The sequence below is a fragment of the Streptomyces sp. NPDC041784 genome (assembly GCF_055591025.1).
Map to the genome: position 1 here is coordinate 129665 of NZ_JBVJAB010000015.1, position 24888 is coordinate 154552.

A 24888-nucleotide genomic window follows, 5' to 3' on the forward strand; every position below is an offset into this window, starting at 1 on the left:
CTCAGGCCACCCCCCGCACATGCTCCACGACGGGCGCGCCGCGGTCGGGAAGCAGGACGGCCACCAGGTCGATGCGGACGCCGCCCGGCGGGGCTCCTCCGTGTTCCTGGACCCACCGCTGCGCGAGGCCGCGCAACCGCTCGGCCTTCTCCGGTGTCACCCCCGCCGCCGGCTGCTGGAAGCCGCCGTTCCGGCGGGTCTTGACCTCACAGACGACCAGCACGTCCCGGTCGCGGGCGACGATGTCGATCTCCCCGGTCCTGCCGCAGCGCCAATTGCGCTCCAGGACCGTCATGCCGGCCTCGGCCAGCCGCCGCGCGGCCAGCCCTTCTCCGTACCTGCCGAGTGCGTTGCGTGCCTGATGCGTGTTCATGTGGGCACCACCTCCGGCACCCACGCTCACGCATCCGCCGCCAAGAAATGGATCTTGGTGGACAAGTCAGAGGCTGTGGACAACTCCGTCACCCACACGAGCCCACGCGAGCCCTCACGAGCCCCCACGAGCCCCACGACCAGGGAACTCAGCTGCCCGGCAGCTCCAGATCGCTCTTGTTCAGCTCCTCGATGTTCACGTCCTTGAACGTGAGCACCCGCACCTGCTTCACGAACCGGGCCGGCCGGTACATGTCCCACACCCAGGCATCGGCCATCGACACCTCGAAGAACACCTCACCCTGGACCGAGTGCACCTGCATCTCGTAGTCGTTGGTCAGGTAGAAACGCCGCTCGGTCTCGATCACGTATTTGAACAGACCGACGACATCGCGGTACTCCCGGTAGAGCTTCAGCTCCATCTCGGTCTCGTACTTCTCGAGGTCCTCGGCGCTCATGGCATGTTCCCCTTCAGCCGTGCGATCCCCCCATTGTGCGCCAGTCCCGTGAGCCCCTAGACGATTTCCGTGTCAAGGGTTACGGGCCGGGCCGGGGGACCGTCGTCGAGCAGCCTGCGCAGCAGCTCGGCGAGTCTGGTCGGATACACCGTCTCATGCGACCGGGTCAGTTCCTGACACGTCCACCAGCGCGCTCCGGCGACGCTGCGCCGCTCCAGCTCCGTCAGGGCTGTGGCCTGCGTCGTCGTCACGGTCGTACGGGCCAGGTAGTACCACTCGTCCTGGTCCCAGCGGCGGCCGGCGAACGGGAAGGAGCAGGTCCGCCGCCACAGCACCGGCCCCAGGTCGACCTCGGTGATGCCGGTCTCCTCGGCGAGTTCGCGCAGGGCCGCCTGTTCACGGGTCTCGTCGCCCTCCACACCGCCGCCTGGCGTGAACCACCAGTCGTCGGCCCGGTCATCCGGTTCATGGCCGTGCAGCAGCAGGATGCGGTCCTGCGGGTCGAGCAGCACCACCCGGGCGACCTTGCGCAGGCCGCCCTCGTAGGTGTCGGCGCCCGCGTCCGCGGCCTCAGCCGACACCGGCGGGCTCCGGCCGGGTGCGGGCGCGGCGGCGGGCCGCCCGCTGGGCGATCGGGCCGTAGGCGCCGCCGCCGAGGACCAGCACCGCGCCGACGCCGACCAGCCAGAGGATCGTCCGCAGCGGGCCCGGCTCGGAGAGCGCCCCGAGTTCCGTGAAGCCGGTGGGGCGTTTGAGCAGGCCGTCCCACGGCCAGACGACGGCGTCCACCCGGGCCGTGACAGCGCTGCGCGCCACCGTGCCGCTGGCCGCGTCCGTGAGGTGGGCGGTGGAGTCCAGCGAGCCCTGCCGCTCGTCGCCGAGCAGGAACAGCCGGCCCTCGGGAACGGTCACGGTCGGGAAGCCCTTGATCTCGGCGAGGCTGCCCTCGGGCAGATACGGCTCGTCGATCTCCTTGCCGTTGACCGTCAGCTTGCCCTCCGTGCAGCAGGCCACCGTGTCACCGCCGACCGCGACCACCCGCTTGACCACGGCCGAGCCGCTCACCCAGGCCTCGTCCTTGAACACGACGACATCACCGCGGCGCACCTCGTCGCCGTCCACCCGCTCGGCCAGCACGCGCGCGCCTGCGCCGATCGTCGGCGCCATGGAACTGGTGGGCACGGTGTACGGCCGGTAGACCAGGGCCGCCCAGACGAATCCGCCCAGGAACAGCACGAGGCCCAGCGCGACGGCCAGTCCGGACAGACGCTGTCCGGTCCGGCTGCCCACCGGGCCACTGCTGGTGCCACCGCCGCTGTGCGGGGCCGTACGTATCGTGCTCTCGCCACCCATGGGTCCGCACCCTACCCGGCGGTACCGAACGGGGTCAGCCCTTCCTTCCCGGCCTGGGCCACAAGCTTGGGAAAGGGTTTACGGGCCCGGGGCGGCGAGGTCGTCAGCGCGTCCGGGACGGCTGCCGGCGCCCGCGGCGCCACAGGACCACCGGGACGACCCCGGCGACGGCGAGCCCCTGCGGGGCGACCGTCAGGGCCGAAGCGGCCGACGACTGGCTGTTCAGGCCCTCCTGGTCGAAGGTGTCCGGAACCGGCAGGGTGCCCCAGCGGTTGATCGGCCAGGCCTTGACGATGGCGCGGCCGACGACCTTCTCGACGGGGACCATCCCGTGGTGCTTGTCCGCCTGGTTGTAGCGCGAGTCCCGCGAGTTCTGGCGGTGGTCGCCCATGACCCAGATGTAGCCCTTGGGGACCTTCACCGAGAACTGGCCGCCCTGGTCGTCCTGGCTGCACGGGGTGTTGCCCGGGTACACGTACGGCTCGTTGAGCGCCTTGCCGTTGACCGTCAGCGGGCCGGTGCCCTTGCAGGTGACGGTGTCGCCGCCGACGCCGACGACCCGCTTGATCAGGTCCTTCTCCTCGGCGGACGGCATCAGGCCGATCCAGCTGAGGAAGGTCTGGAGGGCGTTCGGGTCGGCGACGGCCTCGCCGGCCAGCCAGTTGTCCGGGTCGTGGAAGACGACGACCTCGCCGCGCTCGGGCTCGGAACCGAACCATGGCGTCAGCTTGTCGACCAGGACCCGGTCACCCTCCTTGAGGGTGTTCTCCATCGACGCGGACGGGATCGAGAACGCCTGCACCAGGAACGTCTTGATCAGCAGCGCGAGCACCAGCGCGATACCGATCAGGATCGGCAGCTCCTTCCAGAAGGAGCGCGGCTTCTTCGGCTTCGGGGCCGCACCGCCCGATCCCTCGCCACCGGTCCGCGGGGGCTCGTCCGAGGGCGGACCGTCGCCGCCCACCGCCGGGTCACTCCCGGAGGTCACGGCGCCGTCCGCGGCCGGGTCGGCTGCCACGGGACGTCCGCGGTGCTCTTCGCCGTCGTGCCCCGACCGTGCGCCAACCGCCACATCCCCCACGCCAACTCCTCACTCCGTGCCGCCGCCTGCTCCACGTACGGCGCAGGCCCACCACTCCCATAACGAGCGGGAGTTCCGCAGGGCTCGGGAGTTGTCGGATCGTTCCGTTCGGATCGTCCGGGGCAACCCTATGCGACGGCTGGACGGACGCGGTCGCCGTGGCGGTCGAGCCGGTCACCGAGGAGAAAGTTTGCGGTTCCTTGAGACGGTTCCAGTGCCCCAGGGGCCAGGCGATGACCATGGCGCGTCCGACGACCTCGTCCTCGGAGACGGTGCCGCCGTAGTCGGTGTCCTGGTGGGCGCGGGAGTCCGCGGAGTTGGCCCGGTGATCGCCCATCACCCACAGCCGGCCCTGCGGGACGGTGATGTCGAAGGCGGAGTCGGAGGGCGCGTTCCCGGGGTACAGGTAGGTTCCCTCTTCCAGGGGAACGCCGTTGACGGTGACCCGCCCTTGCGTGTCACAGCACTGGACCCGGTCGCCGCCCACTCCGACGACCCGTTTGATCAGGTCCTTCTCGTCGTCGGACGGCAGCAGACCGATGAAGGTGAGCCCTTCCTTGATCTGCTTGACGACCACGGGGTCGTCCTTCTTCGTGGTGGTCTGCTCGTCCGCGAGCCAGCCGCCGGGGTCCTTGAAGACGACGACGTCCCCGCGCTGCGGCTTGGAGCCGAACCACGGGGTGAACTTGTCGACCAGGACCCGGTCGCCGATCTGGATCGTCTGCTCCATGGAGCCGGACGGGATCACGAAGGCCTGCACGAGGAAGGTCTTCAGGACCAGGGCGATCAGCACGGCGACACCGACCAGCAGCGGTATCTCCCGGACCGCCGAGCGCCTCCGCTTGCGCTTGACCTTGCGCTGGAGCTTGCGCCGGTCCGCGCGCGAACGGCCGCCGGACGAGCCGGCGGCGCGCCGGGCGCCGGTGGGCAGGAGCTGGTCCGCGGGAGAGCTGGGGACGCCGCGCGGCTTGCCGCGGTTACCCATGGGCGCCCTCCGCGCCGGGCACGTGCGCGTACGCGCTCGGGCGGGCCGGCCGGCCGCTGTGCCCGGCGGGCCAGACGATCCAGTCGGCGCGGCCGATCACGTCGTCGACCGGGATCATGCCGCCGCCCGGGGAGCCCAGATGGTCGCGGGAGTCGCTGGAGGCGCTGCGATGGTCACCGAGGACGAACAGGGTGCCCTCGGGCACGACCACGTCGAAGTCCACCGAGGACGGGCTGTCGCCCGGATACAGGAACGCGGACTCGTCGACCGACCGGCCGTTCACGCTGATCCTCCCCTCCTTGTCGCAGCAGACCACGTGGTCTCCCCCTACACCCACGACGCGTTTGATGTAGTCGGCGTTCCCGAAGTACCCGGTTCCGTCGAACACGACGACGTCGCCGCGCCGGGGCCCGGAACCGAAACGGTACGCCAACTTATTTACGAGAACGCGGTCACCGATCCTCAATCCGTTTTCCATGGATCCGCTGGGAATCTGGAAAGGTTGCGCCACGAACGTGTTGAGGACCAGCAAAAACAGCAGGCAGACGAGCAGAGTGAGGCTGATCCTGCCGCCGGGGAGCCACTGCGTGATCCGCGCCACCAACGCGAAACGCGACCGTCCCTCCGGTCCCTCCGTGTGCGGGGCCTCGTTCGGGGAGGCCGCCGCGGGAACGGAAGGGCGGGAGGAGCGGTCGCGCTCCGTCGTCTGCTGAGCTTCGGTGTCCATCGGGGCCAGATGCTATCCGGCCCCTCTGTGGATCTCCGAGTGCGCTCAGTTGTCGCGCTTCTCCTTGATCTTCGCGGCCTTGCCGCGCAGCTCACGGAGGTAGTACAGCTTGGCGCGACGCACGTCACCGCGGGTGACGAGCTCGATCTTCTCGACGATCGGAGTGTGCACCGGGAAGGTGCGCTCGACGCCGACGGAGAAGGAGACCTTGCGGACCGTGAAGGTCTCGCGGACACCGGCGCCCTGGCGGCGGATCACAACGCCCTTGAACTGCTGCACACGGGAGCGGTTGCCCTCGATGACGCGGACGTGGACGTTGACGGTGTCACCCGGGCGGAAGGCCGGGACGTCGCTGCGCAGCGACGCGGCGTCGACGGAGTCGAGCAGGTGAGACATTTCGTCTGCTTTCTTCGCCAATGCCACAGGTCATCAGCGGAACTAGGTTTTCAGGGGGTCTGTCGTGCTCGTCGGGGCGGACGTCGTGTCCCCCTGTGGCAGGGGCGCACGCCGGACGGCGCACAACAGCGGCCTATTCTTCCACGCCGTCGGTCCTGCGCCAAAATCGACCGTACGGCTCACCCTCCGGGTCGGGCGCCCAGCCCAGTATGGAGAGCATCTCGCGGTCCTTCTTGTCGAAGGCCTTGGGGTCGCAGCGCTCGATGAGGTCGGGCCGGTTGGCCGTCGTACGACGCAGTGCCTCGTCGCGGCGCCAGCGGGCGATCTTCCCGTGGTGGCCGCTGAGCAGCACCTCGGGGATGTCGCGGCCGCGCCACTCGGGCGGCTTGGTGTAGACGGGCCCCTCCAGGAGGCTCGCCATGGCGCCGGGCGCGAAGGAGTCGTCGCGGTGGGATTCGGCGTTCCCGAGCACGCCGGGCAGCAGCCGTGCCACGGCCTCCGTGACGACGAGTACGGCCGCCTCGCCGCCGGCGAGGACGTAGTCGCCGATGGAGACCTCGTAGACCGGGATCCGGGTGGCGTACTCGTCGACGACCCGCCGGTCGATGCCCTCGTAGCGGGCCGGGGTGAAGATCAGCCAGGGGCGCTCGGAGAGCTCGACGGCGAGTTCCTGGGTGAAGGGGCGGCCGCTGGGGGTCGGGACGATCAGCGCGGGCCCGCGCGCCCCGGTCTCGTAGCCGTCGGCGAGGACGGAGTCCAGGGCGTCGCCCCAGGGCTCGGTCTTCATGACCATGCCGGGCCCGCCGCCGTAGGGCGTGTCGTCGACCGTGTTGTGGCGGTCGTAGGTCCACTCCCGCAGGTCGTGCACATGCACGTTCAGCTGCCCACGCGCGCGTGCCTTGCCGACGAGGGAGACGTTCAGCGGGTCGAGGTACTCGGGGAAGATCGTGACGACGTCGAGGCGCATCAGGACTCGCCCTCACCCGAGTCCCGGGCGGACACGATCTCCGCGCGGTCGTCGATCAGCCCCGGCGGCGGGGTGATGACGGCCTTCTGCTCCGCCAGGTCGATCTCGCCGACGATCTCCGAGACGAACGGGATCATCACCTCGGTGCCGTCCGGGCGCTCGACGATGAAGAGGTCCTGGGAGGGCAGGTGCGAGATCTCGGTGATCCGGCCCACCTCGACGCCGTCCGCGGTCACCACGTCGAGGTCGATGAGCTGGTGGTCGTAGTACTCGTCCTCCTCCTCGGGCAGCTCCTCCGGGTCGACCTCGGCGATCAGGAGGGTGTTGCGCAGGGCCTCGGCGCCGTTGCGGTCGGCGACGCCCGCGAAGCGCAGGAGGAGGCGGCCGCTGTGGACGCGGCCGGCTTCGATGGTGAGCGGTCCCGCGGTGGCGGGATCGGTGGCGAGTACGGCGCCGGGCGCGAGCCTCAGCTCCGGCTCGTCGGTACGTACCTCGACGGTGACCTCGCCCTTGATGCCGTGGGCACGGCCGATCCGTCCGACTACCAGCTGCACTGTCCTTGATCTCCTGTCATACGACTGCGGGCCGGGGACGGCCCAGAGGCCCTCCCCGGCCCGAGCCGGTTTGCAACAAGCGTCAGCGGACGTGGTCCACGTCGACGAGGTCGACACGGATGCCCCGGCCGCCGATGGCGCCCACGACGGTCCGCAGAGCGCGTGCGGTGCGGCCGTTGCGGCCGATCACCTTACCGAGATCGTCCGGGTGGACCCGGACCTCGAGCACCTGCCCACGGCGCAGGTTGCGCGAGGCGACCTGCACATCGTCGGGGTTGTCGACGATGCCCTTCACGAGGTGCTCGAGAGCCTCCTCGAGCATGCTCAGGCCTCGGTCGACTCGGACTCGGCCGCGGCCTCGTCCTTCTTCTCAGCCTTCTTCTTCTGGGTGATCGCCTCACCCTTGCCCGAGTCGTCGCCACCGAGGGCCTCGAACGACGGGCGCGCCTTCTTCGGCTCGGCGACGAGCAGCGGAGCCGGGGCGGGCTCGCCCTTGAACTTCTGCCAGTCGCCGGTCTTCTTCAGAATGGCGAGAACGGGCTCGGTCGGCTGCGCGCCGACACCCAGCCAGTACGCCACACGGTCGGCGTCCACCTCGATGACCGACGGGTTGTAGGTCGGGTGGTACTTGCCGATCTCCTCGATCGCACGGCCGTCACGGCGGGTGCGGGAGTCGGCGATGACGATGCGGTAGTGAGGCGAACGGATCTTGCCCAGACGCTTCAGCTTGATCTTGACTGCCACGGGAGTGGACTCTCCTGGTTTTGACGTGGTTGGGCACGCGAAACGGCCGCGTGGGGTTGCGGTACCCGAGTGCCCGATGGACGCGTCAGCCGGAGGAGAGAGGGGTCCTATGCGACTGTCGAGTACAGCTAGCCATTGTGCCACATCCCGCGGGTCCCCCCGAGCCGAGGGGCGGGACGGGCGCTCGGGCACGCCTGAGGGGCACCCGGCGCCGGGATGACCGTACATCGGGTGCATCGGGTGCGCAGCCCGGCGCCGCGGGGTGCCGGCCGTCGTCGGGACGGGTGCCGCCCGGCGGCACGACCGCCCGGGGAGGGGCGGAGACACGGCACCCCGCGAGGTCGCCGACCTGAACCGACAGCCACGAGATGCCGGTGCAGGACCGTCCGCGGTTACGCCACGCCCGCGATCTCCGGGATGCGGAACGGTTTGCCGCAGCCGCCGCAGACGATCGGGGCCTGGGCCAGGACCGAAGGGACCACCCGGACGTTGCGACCGCAGTCGCAGACGGCCTTGACCCGTACGCCGCCGCCGGAGGAGCCGTGGCGGGCGGCCGGGCCGCGGAAGGTGCGGGCGGTGCTGTCGGCGGAGGTGGCCGCCGTGTGGGCCTTGAGGGCCCGCTGGAGACGCTCGATCGTCGGGCGGTAGCGGCGTTTGGCCTCGGGGTTGAGCGTGACCAGGGAGAAGCCGCTGCTCGGGTGCGGTTCCTCGGGGTGGTCCAGGCCCAGCTCCTCGGCGATCGCGAGGAATCTGCGGTTGTGGTAGCGGCCGGCGCGGGAGGTGTCGCGGACGCCACGGGCGGCGGCGATGCCATGGACTGCCTCATGGAGCAGTCGCTCGAAGGAGAGCTCGTGACCGCAGGCGGACGACGACTCCCCGATCAGGGACTCTGGCGCGGCAAGGTCCGGCAGCTCGGGGTGGTACCGCTGAATGTCGGCCCACGCCTGTGCCAGCTCTGCGGCGAGAACAGGTGGTGTCTGTGTCGTGCTCACGTAATGACAACGAGCGGGGGTGCCCCTGTGTTCCTATTCCGGGGCATCTCAAATAATTTGCACGTACCCGTCAGTTGCCGCTGATGCGTGGAGACGAGGGCGGGTGCGCTGATCTGCGGAGAAGGCTCACAGCTCACCCCAAGCTGGTGCGTAGTCTGACGTACGCCCCGGCGCGTAGACGAGGTCCGCGCGCCGGGGTACGAATGTTCGGCAGGGGCGCAAGAGGTGTTTCGGTCGCTCTCCCGGCGGAGGGCCCCGTCTCAGTAAGCGCGTGCGACGATCGCGACGTTACCGGGCGCGTCCCCGTCGTCCGGCACCGACCCGTCCTCGGCGACCAGACACCGTACGGTCACCGAGTGCTCGGCCAGCCCGGCCTCGCCCTCCTCGCCGAGGGTCGCCCATGGGATGCGCGCCCAGCCGCCGGCCACGGCCGCCTCGACGGCCTCCTCGACCGTGGACACGTCCGTCGTACGGGAGACCCGGCGCTCGCGGGACTGGCGCAGCAGCAGCGCCTGGTCCTCCTCGAGGATCCCCGGGAGCAGGTCCACGAGCGTGTCGATCGCCACCGGCTCCTTGCCTCCCGGGATCCGGCGGGCCAGCATCGCCGTACCGTTCTCCAGGTCCCGGGGCCCGATCTCGACGCGCACGGGCACGCCCTTCAGCTCCCAGTCGACCGCGCGCCGCCCGAAGGGCACGTCGGTGCGGTCGTCGACGTGGACGCGCACCCCCGCCGCCTTCAGCCGGTCGCCCACCTCGCGGACCTTGGCCAGAACCGCCTCGTCGCCCTTGATCGCGAGGACCACGGCCTGGATCTGCGCCAGCCTCGGCGGCACCCGCAGACCGTCGTCGTCGCCGTGCATCATCACCAGGGCGCCGATCATGCGGGTCGTCGAGCCCCAGGACGTCTGCCAGACCAGCTCCTGTGTGCCGTCCTTGGACAGGTACGTGGTGTTGAACGCCTTGGCGAAGTTCTGGCCCAGCTCATGGCTGGTGGCCATCTGGAGGGCCTTGCCGTCGCCCATCATCCCTTCGAGGGTGAGGGTGTTGACGGCTCCGGCGAACCGCTCCTTGACGGTCTTGCGGCCGGGGACGACATCCATCGCGAGGACGTTCAGCATGAAGTCCTCGTAGACCCGGCGGTGGATGTGCGCGGCGAAGTCGCGGGCGTCCTCGTACGTGGCGTGCGCGGTGTGCCCCTCCTGCCAGAGGAACTCGGACGTGCGCAGGAACAGCCGGGGGCGCAGTTCCCACCGGACCACGTTGGCCCACTGGTTGATGAGCAGGGGAAGGTCGCGGTAGCTCTGCACCCACTTCGAGAAGTAGTCGTTGATGATCATCTCGGAGGTGGGGCGGACGACGGCGGGCTCCTCCAGCTCCTTGCCGCCGCCGTGCGTGACCACGGCCAGCTCGGGCGCGAAGCCCTCCACGTGCTCGGCCTCACGGGTGAGGTACGACTGCGGGATCAGCAGCGGGAAGTACGCGTTCTGGGTGCCCGTCTCCTTGATGCGGGCGTCCATCTCCGCCTGCATCCGCTCCCACAGCCCGTAGCCGTACGGTCGGATCACCATCGTGCCGCGCACCGGCCCGTTGTCGGCCAGTTCGGCCTTGCTGATCAGATCCTGGTACCAGCGCGGGAAGTCCTCCGCGCGCGGGGTGAGTACGGGAGCCTTGGCCATGGCGAGATGGTACGGGTCCACGTTGCCGGAATGTGAATTCTCGCCACAGGCACATGCCGTCCACAAGCGGGGCTCCGCAACCCCTGGACGCGGCCGCAGACGGGGAGTTACCTGGCATACGGGGGCGGTGCGAGGGCACTGCACGGGGGCCACCCGATCGGGTACGTCTGCACACTCTCTGCGGATTGGGGCGCTTTTTCATGACACCTGTGCTCGTGCGGCAGCACCTGCCTCACGCGGGGCCGGTGCCCCGCGCGGATCTGGGTGCACGCGCGCGTGACTGGTCCGAGATCCAGGAACGGATGCTGGTTCCGCTCTACGAGGCGGTCCACGAGCGACTGGACGTGGGGCCGGGCACCCGGCTCCTCTCCCTCGGCTGCGGCTCCGGGCTCGCCCTGGTGATGGCGGCCTCCAGAGGCGCGGCCCTCACCGGTGTCGAGTCCTCCTCCCCCGCGCGGCTGGCCCTCGCCCGCGAGCGGCTGCTGAGGGAGACCTGGGGGGCACACGCGCGGGCGGACATCCGGCTCACCGACCGGCTCCCCACGGACCGGCCCGGCGCGCAGCCGTCCGCGTACACCCTGGTGACCGCCTTCGAACCGATCGGACGCGTGGCGGGCGACGCGGAGGAACTGGCCGGGCTGCTGACGGCCGCGACCCCACTCGCCCGGCGCGGCGCGCCCGTGGTGCTCGTCGGCTGGGGCCCGCCCGAGCGGTGCGCCACCTCGTCGGTGCTGCGGGTCGCGGCCCGGCTGGCGGATCAGGAGCGCGGCACGGTCCGGCTGCGCCCGGCACTCCGCGACGACCTGGAGGACGTCGCCCAGCGGGCCCGGCTGCGGCCGGACGGATCGGGGCGGGTGGCCTGCCCGTTCGGGTACGCGAACGTGGACAGCGCGCTCAAGGGTCTGCTCTCCACGGGCCTGTTCGACGCGGCGGTCGCGGCGACGGACCAGGCGCAGGTCGCGAAGGAGATGACGGAAGCGCTCCACGCGTACCGGCGCCCGGACGGCACGGTGTGGATGCCGAACGTGTTCCGGTACCTGATCGCCCGGACCCCGTGAGCACGGACCCCGTGAGCACGGACCCCGTGAGCACGGACCCGGTGAGCACGGACCCGGTGAGCACGGACCCCGTGAGCACGGACCCCGTGAGCACGGATCCGCTGAGCACGGGCTTCCCGACGCGACGCTAGGCCTCCCCCTTGGACAGCCGGGCGATCCCCGCGATGCGGTACGCGTCCGCCTCCTCCAGCGTCTCGTTCTCCAGCAGCGCCTCGGCGAGGGCTTCCAGCTGCCCTTGGTGCTCGCGGAGTTTGAGGCACGCCTCCTCGTAGCACTCGTCGACGATCCGGCGCATCTCGTGGTCGATGGCGTCGAGGGTGGCCGGCGCCGCGGCGAGGCCGTAGGCCTGCTGGGCGTCGCTCGGAAGGGCGGAGAGACGGCCGACCCGCGGGCTCATGCCCCACCGCGCGACCATCCCGCGCGCGATGTTGCTGACCTGTTCGAGGTCGTTCTCCGCACCCGTCGTGATGACGCCGTAGACCACGTGCTCGGCGGCCATCCCGCCGAGGGCGCCGATGATGCGGCCGCGCAGGTACTCCTCGGAGTGCGCGTACCGCTCCACCTCCGGGGTGGACAGCGTCACGCCGAGCGCCCGGCCGCGCGGCACGATGGTGATCTTGCGGACGGGGTCGGCGCCGGGCTGGAGCATGCCGAGCAGGGCGTGGCCGCTCTCGTGGTAGGCGGTGCGCCGGCGGTCCTCCTCGGGCATCACGAGGGTGCGTTCGGCCCCGAGCTGCACCTTCTCCAGGGCCTCCGAGAGATCGGAGGCGGTCACCTGCTTCTGCTTGCGCTTGACGGCGAGCAGTGCGGCCTCGTTGGCGAGGTTGGCCAGATCCGCACCGGTCATGCCCGGGGTGGTCCGGGCCACCTGGGTCAGGTCCACATCGGCGGCGAGCGGGATCTCGCGGGTGTGGATGCGCAGGATCGCCTCGCGTCCGCCGCGGTCCGGCGGGGAGACGTTGACCACCCGGTCGAAGCGGCCGGGCCGGGTGAGCGCCGGGTCGAGGATGTCGGCGCGGTTCGTGGCCGCTATGACGATGACGCCCTCCGAGCCGGAGAAGCCGTCCATCTCGGTGAGGATCTGGTTCAGCGTCTGCTCGCGCTCGTCGTGACCGCTGACCGAGGCGCCCGCGCCGCGGACGCGTCCGATGGTGTCGATCTCGTCGATGAAGATGATCGACGGCGCCACCTTGCGCGCCTCGGCGAACAGCTCGCGGACCCGGGAGGCGCCGACGCCGACGATCATCTCGATGAACTCGGAGGCGGAGGCGGAGAAGAACGGCACGCCCGCCTCGCCCGCGACCGCCCGCGCCAGCAGGGTCTTGCCGGTGCCCGGCGAGCCGGCCAGCAGCACCCCGCGCGGCATCTTGGCGCCCATCCTGCGGTAGACGTCCGGATGCTCCAGGAAGTCGACGACGTCGTCCAGCTCGCCCTTGACCTCGTCGATGCCGGCCACGTCGGCGAAGGTGGTGCGCTGGGTGCCGGGCAGCAGCTCGACCGGTTTGGGCGGCGCCTTGCGGCCGAGCATCCCGCCCGCGCCGCCCATGCCCCCGCCCATCCGCCGCGCGAAGAAGATCCACACCGCGACCAGGAACACGATCGGCACCAGCGAGAGCAGCAGGTTGGACAGCAGACCGCGCTGCTGCACGACCGGCTGCGCGGTCACCGTGACGTCGCGGCGGTCCAGGCTCTGCCAGAGATCGTCGTCCGCGAAGGCCGGACGCTGTGTCTTGAACTTGGTGTAGTCGCCGTCGCCCTCGGGATCGTCCCGGGCCTCCTTGAGCTGGCCCTGGATCGCGTCGCCCTTGGAGTAGATCTTCTCGACGTTGCCCTCGTCGACCTGCCGGCTGAACTCGGTGTACGAGATCGTCGGCTCATTGCCCTGGTCGAGGTAGTTCAGCCCGATGTAGACCAGCAGAAAGACGATCACCGCGGTGACGGCGAGGCCCCACCACCGGCCGCGCATTCTCCGGCCGCCGGGCCGCCGCGGCGGCTCCTCGGGGGTGCCTTCCGTGCGCCACGGCTGGTCCGGTGCCCTGCGGGGTGGCGCGGCATTGCTCATATTTGGACGTTACGGCACACACCGGACCTCGGCATGCGCTGAGGGCGCCCTCCCGCGCGGGGAGAGCGCCCTCAGGGACGTACGCGGGCCGTCAGCCCATGAACTTCTTGAACTCGTCCGGCAGCTCGAAGTCCTGGCCGCCCTGCTGCGGCAGCCCGAAGGCGTTGCCGCCCTGGGCCTGGGCCTCGCGTCGCTGGGCCTCCTCCAGCTCCTGCTGCTTGCGCTTCATCGGGTTGCCCGAGCGCTGCTTGCCCTTGGCCTGCTTCGGCTGCTTCTTCTGCCGGCCGGGGCCGCCGCCCATGCCCGGGATCCCCGGCATGCCGGGCATGCCGCCGCCCTGGGCCATGCGGGACATCATCTTGCGGGCCTCGAAGAACCGCTCGACCAGGCCCTTCACGGCGCTGACCTCGACGCCGGAACCCTTGGCGATACGGGCGCGGCGGGAGCCGTTGATGATCGTCGGGTCCTGGCGCTCGGCCGGGGTCATCGACTTGATGATCGCGGCGGTGCGGTCGACGTCACGCTCGTCGAGGTTGTTGATCTGGTCCTTGATCTGCCCCATACCGGGCAGCATGCCGAGCAGCTTGCTGATGCTGCCCATCTTCCTGACCTGCTCCATCTGGGCCAGGAAGTCGTCCAGGGTGAAGTCCTGGCCCTTCTTGGACGCCAGCTTGGAGGCCATCTTCTCGGCCTCTTCCTGGCTGAACGTCTTCTCCGCCTGCTCGATCAGGGTGAGCAGGTCACCCATGTCGAGGATGCGGGAAGCCATCCGGTCCGGGTGGAAGGCGTCGAAGTCGTCGAGCTTCTCGCCGTTCGAGGCGAACATGATCGGCTTGCCGGTGATCTGCCGGATCGACAGGGCCGCACCACCGCGGGCGTCACCGTCGAGCTTGGAGAGCACCACGCCGTCGAAGCCCACGCCGTCGCGGAAGGACTCGGCGGTGTTGACGGCGTCCTGACCGATCATCGCGTCGACGACGAAGAGGATCTCGTCGGGCGAGACGGCGTCGCGGATGTCCGCGGCCTGCTGCATCAGCTCCTGGTCGATGCCGAGGCGGCCGGCGGTGTCGACGATCACGATGTCGTGGACCCGGGTCTTGGCGAACTCGATGGAGTCCTTGGCGACCTGGACCGGGTCACCGACGCCGTTGCCCGGCTGCGGGGCGTAGACGGCCACGCCGGCGCGCTCGGCGACCACGCTGAGCTGGTTGACGGCGTTGGGGCGCTGGAGGTCGCAGGCGACGAGCAGCGGCGAGTGGCCCTGCTCCTTCAGCCAGCGGCCGAGCTTGCCCGCGAGGGTGGTCTTACCAGCACCCTGGAGACCGGCGAGCATGATCACGGTGGGCGGCTGCTTGGCGAACCGCAGCCGGCGGGTCTCGCCGCCGAGGATCGTGACCAGTTCGTCGTTGACGATCTTCAGGACCTGCTGGGCGGGGTTCAGCGCCTTGGAGACCTCGGAGCCGAGGGCACGCTCCTTGACGTTCTTGATGAACGTCCGGACGACCGGCAGGGCCACGTCGGCCTCGAGGAGGGCGATGCGGATCTCGCGCGCGGTGGCGTCGATGTCCGCCTCGGATAGCCGTCCCTTGCCGCGCAGGTTCTTGAAGGTCGCTGAGAGGCGATCGGAGAGAGTATCGAACACGGCGGCGTCGGTCCTCGGGGTCGGGGGCGGTACGAGCGTCTTCCAGAGTATCCCGGGTGGACAGGAGCGGGTCACGGTCGGTCCACAATGACCCGGTCCCACCCCACGCGGTCGCTCAGCCGCGCAGGGTCACCTCGGGCCGGCGAGAGACATCGTCGGAGCGGCACAGAACGACCGCGAGGTCACCCCCGCAGGGTCTCCTCCAGCTTGCGGGACACGGTCGCCGCCTCGTCGGCCGGCAGGGGCAGGCCCTCCGCGCCGGTGACGTAGAACGCGTCGACGGCGTTGGCGCCCAGCGTCGAGACGTGCATGCTGCGCACCCGCACCCCCGCGTCGTCCAGCGCGGCGCCGATCCGGAAGAGCAGGCCCGGTGCGTCCTGGGCGCGGACCTCGATGACCGTGGCGTGCCGGGAGGCCGCCGGGGCGACCGTCACGCGCGCGGCCGGTGCGATCACGCCGCGCCGCCGGGGATAGGCCGCGTCCCGCTCGGCGAGCCGGCCGGCGATGTCCAGGGTGCCGTCCAGCGCGCGGACGAGGTCGGCGCGCAGCCGGGCGGCCTGGGGCAGCGAGCCGTACTCGGCGGCGACCCGCCAGTTCAGCAGCAGCACCGAGCCCTCGACGCCGTCCGGCAGGTCCAGGGCGCGCAGCTCGGCGGTGCGGACGGTCAGCCGGTGCACGGCGAGCACGCCGGCCACCGCGGGCAGCACGCCCTCCTGGTCGGGTACGGCGATGAGCAGCTCCACACCGAGCGGTTCGGGGTCGGCGGACGGCTGCTCCCCCGCGGGATCGGCGGGCGGCTCGGTCTGCGCGCGCAGCGCCAGGACCGGGCTGCCGGTGGCGACCGCCTCGATGGCGAGCCGTTCCTGCTCGGCGGTGGGTGCCGCGGCGGCGGGCTCGTCGGGTTCGTCCCCGGCGAGGACCGCCGCGACCCGCTTGACCAGGTCCGCCACGAGCGAACCCCGCCAGGAGGACCAGGCGGCGGGCCCGGTGGCCAGCGCGTCCGCCTCGGTGAGCGCGTGCAGCAGTTCCAGGGTGCTCTGGGTGCCGACCGCCTCGGCGACCGAGCGGACCGTGGCCGGGTCCTCCAGGTCGCGCCGGGTGGCCGTCTCGACGAGCAGCAGGTGGTGCCGTACGAGGGTGGAGAGGACGGCCACGTCCGCGCGGTCGAAGCCGATGCGGGCGGCGACGTCCTTGGCGATGATCTCGCCGGCCACCGAGTGGTCGCCCGGCCAGCCCTTGCCGATGTCGTGCAGCAGCGCGGAGACCAGCAGGAGGTCGGGGCGGCTGACCCGGCGGGTGAACTCGGAGGCGCGGACGGCGGTCTCGATCAGGTGCCGGTCGACGGTCCAGATGTGCACGGCGTTGCGCTGCGGCCGGCAGCGCACCCGCTCCCAGTCGGGCAGCAGACGGGTGACCAGGCCCTCGGCCTCCAGGGCCTCCCAGACCTCGACGGTGGGCCGGCCGGAGCCGAGCAGCGTGACCAGCTGTTCACGGGCCTCGGCGGGCCAGGGGGCGGGCAGTGGGCGCACGGTGGCGGCGAGGCGCCGTACGGCGTGCAGGGAGAGCGGGAGGCCGGCCTGGGCGGCGGCGGCCGCGGCGCGCAGCGGCAGCACCGGGTCGCGTTCGGGGCGGGCGGCACGGGCGAGCACGACCTCGCCGTCCTGCTCCACGACCCCTTCGGCCAGCGGGGAGCGCTCGGTGACGGGCTTGCCGCCCCCGAGCATGGCGCGCAGCCGGGGCCGCACGGCGCGCGACCGCAGCACGCGCCCCACTTCGCGCCAGGTGACATCGCTCGCGTACGAGATGACGCGCGCCGCCTCGTACACCTGCCGCAGCAGGGTGTCGGCGTCGAGCAGGCCCAGCTCGGCGGCGACCTGGTCCTGTTCCTGGAGGGCGAGCCGGTCGGTGGCGCGCCCGGTGGCGAGGTGCAGGGCGTCGCGGACGTCGAGGAGGCGGCGGCGGGCGTCGTCGAGGCCCTCGCGCGGGGCGTCGGCCAGCCAGGAGGCGGCGACGGCGCGCAGGGCGGTCGCGTCGCGGAGGCCGCCGCGGGCCTCCTTGAGGTCCGGTTCCAGCAGGTACTGGAGTTCGCCCTGACGCTCGGCGCGCTCCGTGCACAGCTCCTGGAGTTCGGGGAGGCGCTTGGGCGCCTGGTTGCGCCAGTCGGCGAGGACGGAGGTGCGCAGCGCGGTGGTCAGGCCGAGGTCGCCGGCGAGGTGGCGGGCGTCCAGCAGTCCGAGCTGGACCTTCAGGTCCTCCCCGGCGGTCTTGCGGGCCTCCGCCGGGGTGCGCACCGAGTGGTCCAGGGCCAGGCCCAGGTCCCAGACGGGGTACCAGAGGCGGTCGGCGAGGGCGGCGACGGCCTTGTTGTCACTGCCGTCGTGCAGGAGCAGCAGGTCGAGGTCGCTGCGCGGGGACAGCTCGCCCCGGCCGTAGCCGCCGACGGCCACGAGGGAGACGCCCCGCAGCTCCTCCGCGCCGGCGGTGAAGAGGCCCGTCAGCCATTCGTCGGTCAGCTCGGAGAGGGCGGCACGGCGCGGCGGCCCGGACCGCGCCTCCTCGGTGAGGAGGCGCAGCCGGGCCGCCGCGTAGCCGCTGGGTCCCGAGTCCTCTGCATCCTTGCGCACGTCCGTACTCGTCACCCAGCGACTCCTGTTCTGTTCTGCGGTCAGAGCGCGTCCGGGCCGCGCTCGCCCGTGCGGACCCGTACGGCTGTCTCGACCGGGAGGGACCAGACCTTGCCGTCACCGATCTTGCCGGTTCTGGCCGCCTTGACGATGACGTCGATCAACTGCTCGGCGTCGTCGTCCTCGGCCAGCACCTCGATGCGGATCTTGGGGACCAGGTCGACCGTGTACTCGGCGCCGCGGTAGACCTCGGTGTGTCCCCGCTGACGACCGTAACCGCTGGCCTCGGTGACCGTCAGACCGTGGACGCCGAAGGCCTGCAGGGCCTCCTTGATCTCGTCGAGCCGGTGGGGCTTCACGACGGCGGTGATGAGCTTCATGCGTCCACCTTCTTGCTCTCGGCGCCCGCGACTCCGGCCGGGACCGCGGTCCGGGCGGCGCCGCCACCGGCGCCGCTGAAGTCGTATGCGGTCTCGGCGTGCTCGGCCTGGTCGATGCCGGCCACCTCGTCGTCCTCGGGGACGCGCATCCCGATCGTCTTGTCGAGGAGGAAGGCGAGGATCGCGGAGACCACCAGCGAGTAGCCGAGGACCGCGAAGACACCGGCGCACTGCTTCCAGAACTGGGTCATGCCGCCGCCGTAGAAGAGGCCCTCGACGGTGGACTGGCCCTTGCCGCTGGCGAAGAGGCCGATCAGCAGGGAGCCGACGACACCGCCGACCAGGTGGACGCCGACGACGTCGAGCGAGTCGTCGTAGCCGAACTTGTACTTCAGACCGACGGCCATGGCGCACAGGACACCGGCGATGACGCCGACGGCGATCGCGCCGAGCGGGGAGACGGCACCACCGGACGGGGTGATGGCGACCAGACCGGCGACCGCGCCGGAGGCGGCGCCCAGCGTGGTGAACGCGCCGTGGCGGATCTTCTCGTAGACGAGCCAGGCGAGCATGGCGGCGGCGGTGGCGACCTGCGTGTTGACGAACATCAGCGCGCCGACGCCGTCGTCGTTGCCGAGCCACGATCCGGCGTTGAAGCCGAACCAGCCGAACCACAGCAGACCGGCGCCGAGCATGACCAGCGGGAGGCTGTGCGGGCGCATCGGGTCCTTCTTGAAGCCGATGCGCTTGCCGATGACCAGGATCACACCGAGGGCCGCGGCACCGGCGTTGATGTGGACCGCCGTACCGCCGGCGAAGTCGATGACACCCAGCTCGAAGGCCCAGCCGCCGGTGCCCCAGACCCAGTGCGCGACCGGGAAGTAGACGACCGTGGCCCACAGGGCGATGAACAGCGCCCAGGCGGAGAACTTGACGCGGTCGGCCAGCGCACCGCTTATCAGGGCGGGCGTGATGATCGCGAACATCAGCTGGAAGACCAGGAACACGAAGATCGGGACGGTGTAACCGTCCCACAGCTCCGTGAGGCCGATGTTGCTCAGGCCCACCCAGTCGGAGTTCCAGCCGATGAGGCTGCCGGAGTCGGTACCGAACGCGAGGGAGAACCCGTACAGCACCCACAGGATCGTGACGATGCCCAAGCTGATGAAACTCATCATCAGCATGTTGAGAGTGCTCTTGACGCGGACCATGCCTCCGTAGAAGAAGGCCAGGCCCGGTGTCATGAGCATCACCAGGGCGGAACAGATGAGCATGAAGCCTGTGTTGGCGGACGACAGCGTGGGTGCGTCCGCCGCAAGCGTGATGGCTGCTGCCATCGGCGTCTCCTCGTCGTAGGTGCGGCCCCGTGCGGGCATAGCCAGAGCGGGTTTGTGAGGGGGTGGGCCGGTTATGCGCCATGAGATTGACGCAGCGCGGTTTCGGCGGAAGCCCCTCGTTGTTTCGCCGCCGTGACGAAGGTGCCTGGTGCGTTACGCGTCGATGAACTGCCTGATGTCCGCCGATCGGATCGTTATCGTGGCGCAACCTTCCGAGAGGGAAGGAAACCGGCCGCGGGCGGCCTTCCGATGACCTGGCATGGGGGAGCCGAGTCGGGCAGTTCGGGAGGGCCGGCCGCGGCCGGGGTTCTAGGGTTTTCCTCGGTGGGGCGGGGCCTCAGACGGCCTCGGCCGTCTCCGGCAGCTCCATGGCGAGCCGCTCGGTGAGGTCCTCGACCTCGGGCAGCCCACCGAACTCGCGGACGGCGGTGTCGACCGTCTTTCGAATACGAGTGTTGACGCGCTCGGAGCGGACCTTCTTCGCCTCCTTCATGGCCTGCGCGGCCAGCGTGGCGCTCCGCCCCGGCTCGCGCTGCAGCAGATGGACCGTGGCCATCCCGATCAGGTTCAGCACGTACGACCGCTGGTGGTCGCGGTCGCCCTCGAACAGCTGCACGGCCTTGTGCATGAGGGGCTCGGCCAGCGAGGCGTAGGTGGGACTGCGGCCCGCCACATAGGCGAGATCGCGGAAGGAGTGGCTGTTCTCGCCGTACAGCTCGGCCTCGGAGAAGAAGCGGATCCAGTCGGGGTCCGGCTCGTCCCACTCCACCGCGTCGGCGAAGGTGTCCTCGGCCATCCGCACCGCCCGTTTGCAGCGCCCCGGCTGCCCCATGTTGGCGTAGGCGCGGGCCTCCATCGCATACAGCATCGACTGGGTGCGCGGGCTCGCGCAGTCCCGGCTGCCGTACTGCGCGAGGTGGATCAGCTCCAGCGCGTCCTCGGGCCGCCCGAGGTGGATCATCTGGCGGCTCATGCTGGAGAGGATGTACGAGCCGAGCGGCCGGTCACCGGCCTCCTTCGCGGCGTGCAGCGCGAGGACGAAGTACTTCTGCGCGGTCGGCTGGAGCCCGACGTCGTAGCTCATCCAGCCGGCCAGCTCGGCCAGTTCGGCGGCGACCTTGAAGAGCCTGCGCGAGGTCGCCTCGGGCTGGGGCTCCTGGAGGAGGTCCGTCACCTCGTGCAGCTGGCCGACGACCGCCTTGCGGCGCAGGCCGCCACCACACTGGGCGTCCCACTGGCGGAACATCACCGTGGTGGACTCCAGCAGGTCCAGCTCGGGCCGGGAGAGCCGGCCGCGGGCCCGGCTGGTGGGGACGGACTCCGGCTCCTCCGGCGGAGCGGGCGGCGAGGGCACCAGCCAGCGCTGCATGGGCTCGATGAGGGACGGGCCCGCGGACAGGGCCAGCGAGGTCCCGAGGAAGCCGCGCCGCGCCAGCATCAGGTCGCTGCGCGAGAACTCGCTGAGCAGGGCCACTGTCTGCGGACCCGTCCAGGGCAGGTCGACACCGGTCGCCGAGGGCATCTGGCGCGCGGCGCGCAGCCCGAGGTCCTCGACGGAGACGACACAGCCGAACCGCTCGGAGAACAGCTCCGACAGGATCCTGGGGATGGGCTCGCGGGGGTTCTCGCCGTCCAGCCAGCGGCGCACGCGCGAGGTGTCCGTGGAGATGTGGTTGGCGCCCAACTGGCGCGCCCGGCGGTTGACCTGACGGGCGAGTTCGCCCTTCGACCAGCCGCTGCGCACGAACCACGACGTGAGCAGCTCGTTCGGGCGCCTGTCCGCGCTCGCAGCGTTGTTCCCGCTACCGCCGTTGCCGCTCACTGGAACGCCCCCATCCCTGAGACCACTTGTCACTGAGTGCGCCAAGCCTTATCAGAATGCCGGTAAATACGGCCTGTCGTCCGGTACTTGTCACCCATCGAACGGAAAGCCGACTTGCCTCCGGCATACCCACACGTGCATGTGCCCCCAGGACCCGCACACTCAAAGTAATCCTACGATCACGGCTCCAGCCATGGCGATCCCGGAAACGCCACCATTCGCCACCCCTTCGAATGAACTCGCGATGGCCCGCAGGCGATTCACTTGACGATGGACGGCCGAGAGCGAGCGGAGCGAAGCACTCGGGGGCGCACACGGCCGACCACACCACCCGGGACGCTTCCGGACGCCGCCTGCACACTACGGCCGAAGGGAAGCGGGAACACGCAGAGTTACTACATGCGTCCGTTACGTAACCAGAAGCGCGTCGGACCCGTTGGAGGGGGCATGGGCTTCACGATCGGCGGCATTCGCGAGATCCGCTCCGGCGCGCGCAGGCGCGGTCGCTCGTCCGAGTGCACCGCCGTCGCCGAGTTCACGGGGCTGTGGGGCTGGGACGTGGTGCCGGGTGCCCGGGCCGCGGCGGGTGTCTGCTCGTGCGGCCGCCCCAGCTGTCGCGAGCCCGGCGCGCATCCCCTGATCTTCGCCCCGCAGGTGCCGGCCGGCGCCACGCTCGACGACGTCACCCGGGCCTGGGGGGAGTACCCGGGCGCCGCGGTGATGCTGCCGGTCGGGCAGGCGTTCGACGTGATCGAGGTGGCGGATCCCGCCGGGCGCCGCGCCCTGGTCCGGCTGGAGCGCATGGGCCTGCCCCTCGGCCCGGTCACCGCCACCCCCGAGGGCCGCACCCAGTTCTTCGTCGCCCCCGGCGCCGCCGCCGAGCTGCCCGACCTCCTCTACCGCATGGGCTGGGACGACCCGGCCTCCCTCGATCTGCGCGGCCTCGGCCCCGGTACGTACGTCACGGCGCCACCCTCCGACCGCGGCGGCCTCGGCCCGGTCCGCTGGCTGCGCCCGCCCGCCCTGGACTCGGCGACCCGGCCCCCTCAGGCCCGGCTGCTGCTGGGCACGCTGGCGTACGTGGCGCACCGGTCACGGGCGTAGGGGGCCCCGGCCGCACACAGCGAAGCGCCCGCTCCCACTGCACCGGGGGCGGGCGCTTCTCGCGTTGTCCGAGGGATCCTGGAGATCACTCCTTGACGGGTCCGGGAGATCACTCCCTGGTAAGTCCGGGAGGTCACTCCCCGATGAGGGCGTCAACGAACGCCTCCGGCTCGAACGGCGCCAGGTCGTCCGCGCCCTCGCCGAGCCCGACGAGCTTGACCGGGACGCCCAGCTCGCGCTGGACGGCGACCACGATGCCGCCCTTGGCCGTGCCGTCGAGCTTGGTCAGCACGATGCCGGTGATGTCGACGACCTCGGCGAAGACACGGGCCTGGACCAGGCCGTTCTGCCCGGTGGTCGCGTCCAGGACCAGCAGCACCTCGTCGAGCGGGGCGTGCTTCTCGACGACCCGCTTGACCTTGCCCAGCTCGTCCATGAGTCCGGTCTTGGTGTGGAGTCGGCCGGCGGTGTCGATGAGGACCACGTCGACCCCCATCTCCTTGCCCTCCTTCACCGCGTCGAAGGCGACGGAGGCGGGGTCACCGGCCTCCGGGCCGCGCACGGTGTGGGCGCCGACCCGTTCGCCCCAGGTCTGGAGCTGGTCGGCGGCGGCGGCCCGGAAGGTGTCGGCGGCGCCGAGGACGACGGTCCGGCCGTCGGCCACGAGCACGCGCGCGAGCTTGCCGGTGGTGGTGGTCTTGCCGGTGCCGTTGACGCCGACGACCATCACGATGCCCGGCTTGCGGTCCTCGGGCTCGGTCTTCACCGTGCGGTCGACCTCGGTGCCGACCAGGTTGAGCAGCTCGTCGCGCAGCAGGGCTCGCAGCTCCACGGGGGTGCGGGTACCGAGCACCCTGACGCGCTCGCGCAGACGTTCGACCAGTTCCTGGGTGGGCATGACGCCGACGTCGGCGGTCAGGAGGGTGTCCTCGATCTCCTCCCAGGTGTCGTCGTCGAGGTGCTCGCGCGAGAGCAGCGTGAGCAGGCCCTTGCCGAGGGCGTTCTGGGAGCGGGAGAGACGGGCGCGCAGGCGTACGAGACGCCCCGCGGTGGGCTCCGGGATCTCGATCTCCGGGGCCTCGACAACAGGGGGTTCCTCGACCGCGACTCCGGTCGAGCCGCCGTCGGGAAGATCCACCTCCTCGATCGTGCGGCGCGGTTCGTCGCGCGGCGTCTCGGCCTCGTCGCCGACGTGCGGCTCGGCCGGAGGTGCCGTGATGTCGGGGGCTGCGGGGGGCGGCGGGGGCAGCGGCTTCTTGCGCCGGCTGCCGACGACGAGCCCGCCGAGCACCGCGAGCACGACCACGGCGATGACTACAGCAAGGATGACGGTTTCCATAACGCGTCCAGTATCCATCTCTCCCCGGCCGGGGGCCCGGCTCCCCGGGGCGGGTGTCTCCGCACCCCTGGTTACCTGACGGCTCGTCAGCTACGGTCCCTCCACATCCGCCGAAGGGGGTCCCCATGCCCGTCACCGTCGTCCGTTTCAACCTCGTCGCCCCCGGCGCCTCCCCCGCCGAGCTGGGTGTCCGCTACCGGGCCGCCCTGGAGATGGCCGCGTACGCCGACGAGCACGGGATCACGACCGTGCAGACCGAGGAGCACCACGGGGTCGAGAACAACTGGCTGCCGTCGCCGTTCGCCTTCGCGGGCGCGGTGCTGGGCGCGACCCGGCGCCTCGCGGTCACCGTCTCGGCGGTGATCGGCCCGCTGCACGACCCGCTGCGGCTGGCCGAGGACATCGCCGTACTGGATCTGCTGAGCGGCGGCCGGCTGGTCACGGTCGCCGGGATCGGCTACCGGCCCGAGGAGTACGAGCGGGCCGGCGTGGACTGGAAGCGGCGCGGCCGGCTCCAGGACGAGCTGCTGGAGACCGTGCTGAAGGCGTGGACGGGCGAGGAGTTCACGTACCGGGGCCGTACGGTACGGGTCACCCCGCGCCCGTCCTCCGACCCGCACCCCCTGCTGCTGGTCGGGGGCTCGTCGAGGGCCGCCGCCCGCCGGGCCGCGCGGCTCGGTCTGCCGTTCTTCCCCAGCGCGCATCTGCCGGAGCTGGAGGCGTACTACAAGGAGCGACTGGTGGAGTACGGGACGGAGGGCTGGACGATGATGCCGGCGGCCGAGACCCCGCTGCTGCACGTGGCCGAGGATCCGGACCGGGCGTGGGCCGTGTACGGGCGCCATTTCCTGCACGAGGCCCGGACGTACGCCTCCTGGCAGTCCGGGGAGATCCGCTCGGCGGTGCGGTCGGCGGCGACGACCGTGGACGAGCTGCGCGGGGAGGGCGTCTACCGGATCCTCACGCCGGACGCGTGCGTGGCGCAGGGGCTCGACAACCTCGTCCTGCATCCGCTGGCGGGCGGGATGCCGGTGGAGGAGGGGTGGCGCAGCCTGCGGCTGTTCGCGGAGCGGGTGCTTCCGGCATTGGGCGGCTGAGCCGGGCGGACGGCCGGTCGCAGCCCGGACCGGGAGCGAGGAGACCGCCGCCCCCGGTCCGGGCTGTGACCGGGCCGGGGGCGGCGGTGGGGTACGAGGAGAGGGGCAGCGGGGACTT

At 71.1% G+C, this 24888-nt stretch carries 24 protein-coding genes and 1 pseudogene; 3 read left to right on the forward strand and 22 right to left on the reverse strand.

What is annotated here, in order from left to right:
• Position 1: 1 nt before the first annotated feature.
• From ACZ6D7_RS29570 to proS, 14 genes are all read right to left on the reverse strand, one after another.
• Positions 2–403, reverse strand: a complete 402-nt coding sequence (locus tag ACZ6D7_RS29570) for a YraN family protein (protein ID WP_469497127.1) — start codon at positions 401–403, stop codon at positions 2–4.
• 118 nt (positions 404–521) lie between these two features.
• Positions 522–830: a DUF2469 domain-containing protein gene (locus tag ACZ6D7_RS29575; RefSeq protein WP_005311352.1), complete on the reverse strand. Its 309-nt coding sequence runs from the start codon at positions 828–830 to the stop codon at positions 522–524.
• Between the two features lie 56 nt (positions 831–886).
• Positions 887–1411, reverse strand: a complete 525-nt coding sequence (locus ACZ6D7_RS29580) for an NUDIX hydrolase (protein ID WP_469497130.1) — start codon at positions 1409–1411, stop codon at positions 887–889.
• Positions 1401–2183, reverse strand: a complete 783-nt coding sequence (lepB, locus tag ACZ6D7_RS29585; RefSeq protein ID WP_469497132.1) for a signal peptidase I — start codon at positions 2181–2183, stop codon at positions 1401–1403. Before lepB (ACZ6D7_RS29585) ends, ACZ6D7_RS29580 begins: the two co-directional genes overlap by 11 nt.
• A gap of 103 nt (positions 2184–2286) precedes the next feature.
• The gene (gene lepB / locus ACZ6D7_RS29590) at positions 2287–3264 is read right to left on the reverse strand and encodes a signal peptidase I (protein ID WP_469497137.1); all 978 of its coding nucleotides are present in this window, start codon (positions 3262–3264) and stop codon (positions 2287–2289) included.
• Entirely contained in the window at positions 3155–4249 is a 1095-nt protein-coding gene (lepB, locus tag ACZ6D7_RS29595; RefSeq protein ID WP_469497141.1) for a signal peptidase I, read from the reverse strand. The genes lepB (ACZ6D7_RS29590) and lepB (ACZ6D7_RS29595) overlap by 110 nt, the downstream gene beginning before the upstream one ends.
• Positions 4242–4976, reverse strand: a complete 735-nt coding sequence (lepB, locus tag ACZ6D7_RS29600) for a signal peptidase I (protein ID WP_469497143.1) — start codon at positions 4974–4976, stop codon at positions 4242–4244. The genes lepB (ACZ6D7_RS29595) and lepB (ACZ6D7_RS29600) overlap by 8 nt, the downstream gene beginning before the upstream one ends.
• A gap of 45 nt (positions 4977–5021) precedes the next feature.
• Positions 5022–5372: a 50S ribosomal protein L19 gene (gene rplS / locus ACZ6D7_RS29605; RefSeq protein ID WP_020128707.1), complete on the reverse strand. Its 351-nt coding sequence runs from the start codon at positions 5370–5372 to the stop codon at positions 5022–5024.
• Positions 5373–5505: 133 nt separating this feature from the next.
• Positions 5506–6339: a tRNA (guanosine(37)-N1)-methyltransferase TrmD gene (gene trmD, locus ACZ6D7_RS29610; protein ID WP_469497146.1), complete on the reverse strand. Its 834-nt coding sequence runs from the start codon at positions 6337–6339 to the stop codon at positions 5506–5508.
• Positions 6339–6893: a ribosome maturation factor RimM gene (gene rimM, locus ACZ6D7_RS29615; protein ID WP_469497148.1), complete on the reverse strand. Its 555-nt coding sequence runs from the start codon at positions 6891–6893 to the stop codon at positions 6339–6341. Before rimM ends, trmD begins: the two co-directional genes overlap by 1 nt.
• An 82-nt stretch (positions 6894–6975) precedes the next feature.
• Complete coding sequence (locus ACZ6D7_RS29620; RefSeq protein WP_031107040.1) at positions 6976–7215, reverse strand: RNA-binding protein; 240 nt, start codon at positions 7213–7215, stop codon at positions 6976–6978.
• 2 nt (positions 7216–7217) lie between these two features.
• Positions 7218–7637 (reverse strand): 30S ribosomal protein S16, encoded by a 420-nt coding sequence (rpsP, locus tag ACZ6D7_RS29625; protein WP_469497151.1) that lies wholly within the window; start codon positions 7635–7637, stop codon positions 7218–7220.
• Between the two features lie 392 nt (positions 7638–8029).
• Complete coding sequence (locus ACZ6D7_RS29630; RefSeq protein WP_469497154.1) at positions 8030–8629, reverse strand: hypothetical protein; 600 nt, start codon at positions 8627–8629, stop codon at positions 8030–8032.
• Positions 8630–8889: 260 nt separating this feature from the next.
• Positions 8890–10305 (reverse strand): proline--tRNA ligase, encoded by a 1416-nt coding sequence (gene proS / locus ACZ6D7_RS29635; RefSeq protein WP_469497157.1) that lies wholly within the window; start codon positions 10303–10305, stop codon positions 8890–8892.
• Positions 10306–10505: 200 nt separating this feature from the next.
• Between proS and ACZ6D7_RS29640 the strand changes: the two genes are divergently transcribed.
• On the forward strand, positions 10506–11363 hold the full coding sequence (locus ACZ6D7_RS29640; protein ID WP_469497160.1) for an SAM-dependent methyltransferase: 858 nt from the start codon (positions 10506–10508) through the stop codon (positions 11361–11363).
• Positions 11364–11409: 46 nt separating this feature from the next.
• Here the strand turns inward: ACZ6D7_RS29640 and ACZ6D7_RS29645 are convergent.
• The 7 genes and pseudogenes from ACZ6D7_RS29645 to nsdA all read right to left on the reverse strand — a co-directional run.
• Positions 11410–11472, reverse strand: a pseudogene (locus ACZ6D7_RS29645) (hypothetical protein); the annotation flags it as partial.
• Positions 11473–11490: 18 nt separating this feature from the next.
• Complete coding sequence (gene ftsH, locus ACZ6D7_RS29650) at positions 11491–13425, reverse strand: ATP-dependent zinc metalloprotease FtsH (RefSeq protein WP_469497163.1); 1935 nt, start codon at positions 13423–13425, stop codon at positions 11491–11493.
• 91 nt (positions 13426–13516) lie between these two features.
• Positions 13517–15067 (reverse strand): signal recognition particle protein, encoded by a 1551-nt coding sequence (gene ffh / locus ACZ6D7_RS29655; protein WP_469497166.1) that lies wholly within the window; start codon positions 15065–15067, stop codon positions 13517–13519.
• Positions 15068–15249: 182 nt separating this feature from the next.
• Positions 15250–17706, reverse strand: a complete 2457-nt coding sequence (locus ACZ6D7_RS29660; protein ID WP_469497168.1) for a [protein-PII] uridylyltransferase — start codon at positions 17704–17706, stop codon at positions 15250–15252.
• 26 nt (positions 17707–17732) lie between these two features.
• Positions 17733–18071 (reverse strand): P-II family nitrogen regulator, encoded by a 339-nt coding sequence (locus tag ACZ6D7_RS29665; RefSeq protein ID WP_003997576.1) that lies wholly within the window; start codon positions 18069–18071, stop codon positions 17733–17735.
• A complete protein-coding gene (locus ACZ6D7_RS29670; protein ID WP_469497172.1) occupies positions 18068–19408 on the reverse strand; it encodes an ammonium transporter in 1341 nt (446 codons plus the stop codon). Before ACZ6D7_RS29670 ends, ACZ6D7_RS29665 begins: the two co-directional genes overlap by 4 nt.
• Before the next feature lie 337 nt (positions 19409–19745).
• Positions 19746–21230 (reverse strand): transcriptional repressor NsdA, encoded by a 1485-nt coding sequence (gene nsdA, locus ACZ6D7_RS29675; RefSeq protein ID WP_469497175.1) that lies wholly within the window; start codon positions 21228–21230, stop codon positions 19746–19748.
• A 447-nt stretch (positions 21231–21677) separates the two neighbouring features.
• Here nsdA and ACZ6D7_RS29680 point away from each other — a divergent pair, with 447 nt between their 5' ends.
• The gene (locus ACZ6D7_RS29680) at positions 21678–22334 is read left to right on the forward strand and encodes a bifunctional DNA primase/polymerase (RefSeq protein ID WP_469497178.1); all 657 of its coding nucleotides are present in this window, start codon (positions 21678–21680) and stop codon (positions 22332–22334) included.
• 133 nt (positions 22335–22467) lie between these two features.
• Here ACZ6D7_RS29680 and ftsY read toward each other — a convergent pair whose 3' ends face one another.
• Positions 22468–23673, reverse strand: coding sequence for a signal recognition particle-docking protein FtsY (gene ftsY, locus ACZ6D7_RS29685; protein ID WP_469497181.1), 1206 nt, complete (start codon positions 23671–23673; stop codon positions 22468–22470).
• A 125-nt stretch (positions 23674–23798) separates the two neighbouring features.
• Between ftsY and ACZ6D7_RS29690 the strand changes: the two genes are divergently transcribed.
• Positions 23799–24770 carry an LLM class flavin-dependent oxidoreductase gene (locus tag ACZ6D7_RS29690; RefSeq protein WP_469497185.1) on the forward strand — a complete coding sequence of 324 codons (972 nt, stop codon included), beginning with the start codon at positions 23799–23801 and terminating at the stop codon, positions 24768–24770.
• The last annotated feature ends 118 nt before the right edge of the window (positions 24771–24888 follow it).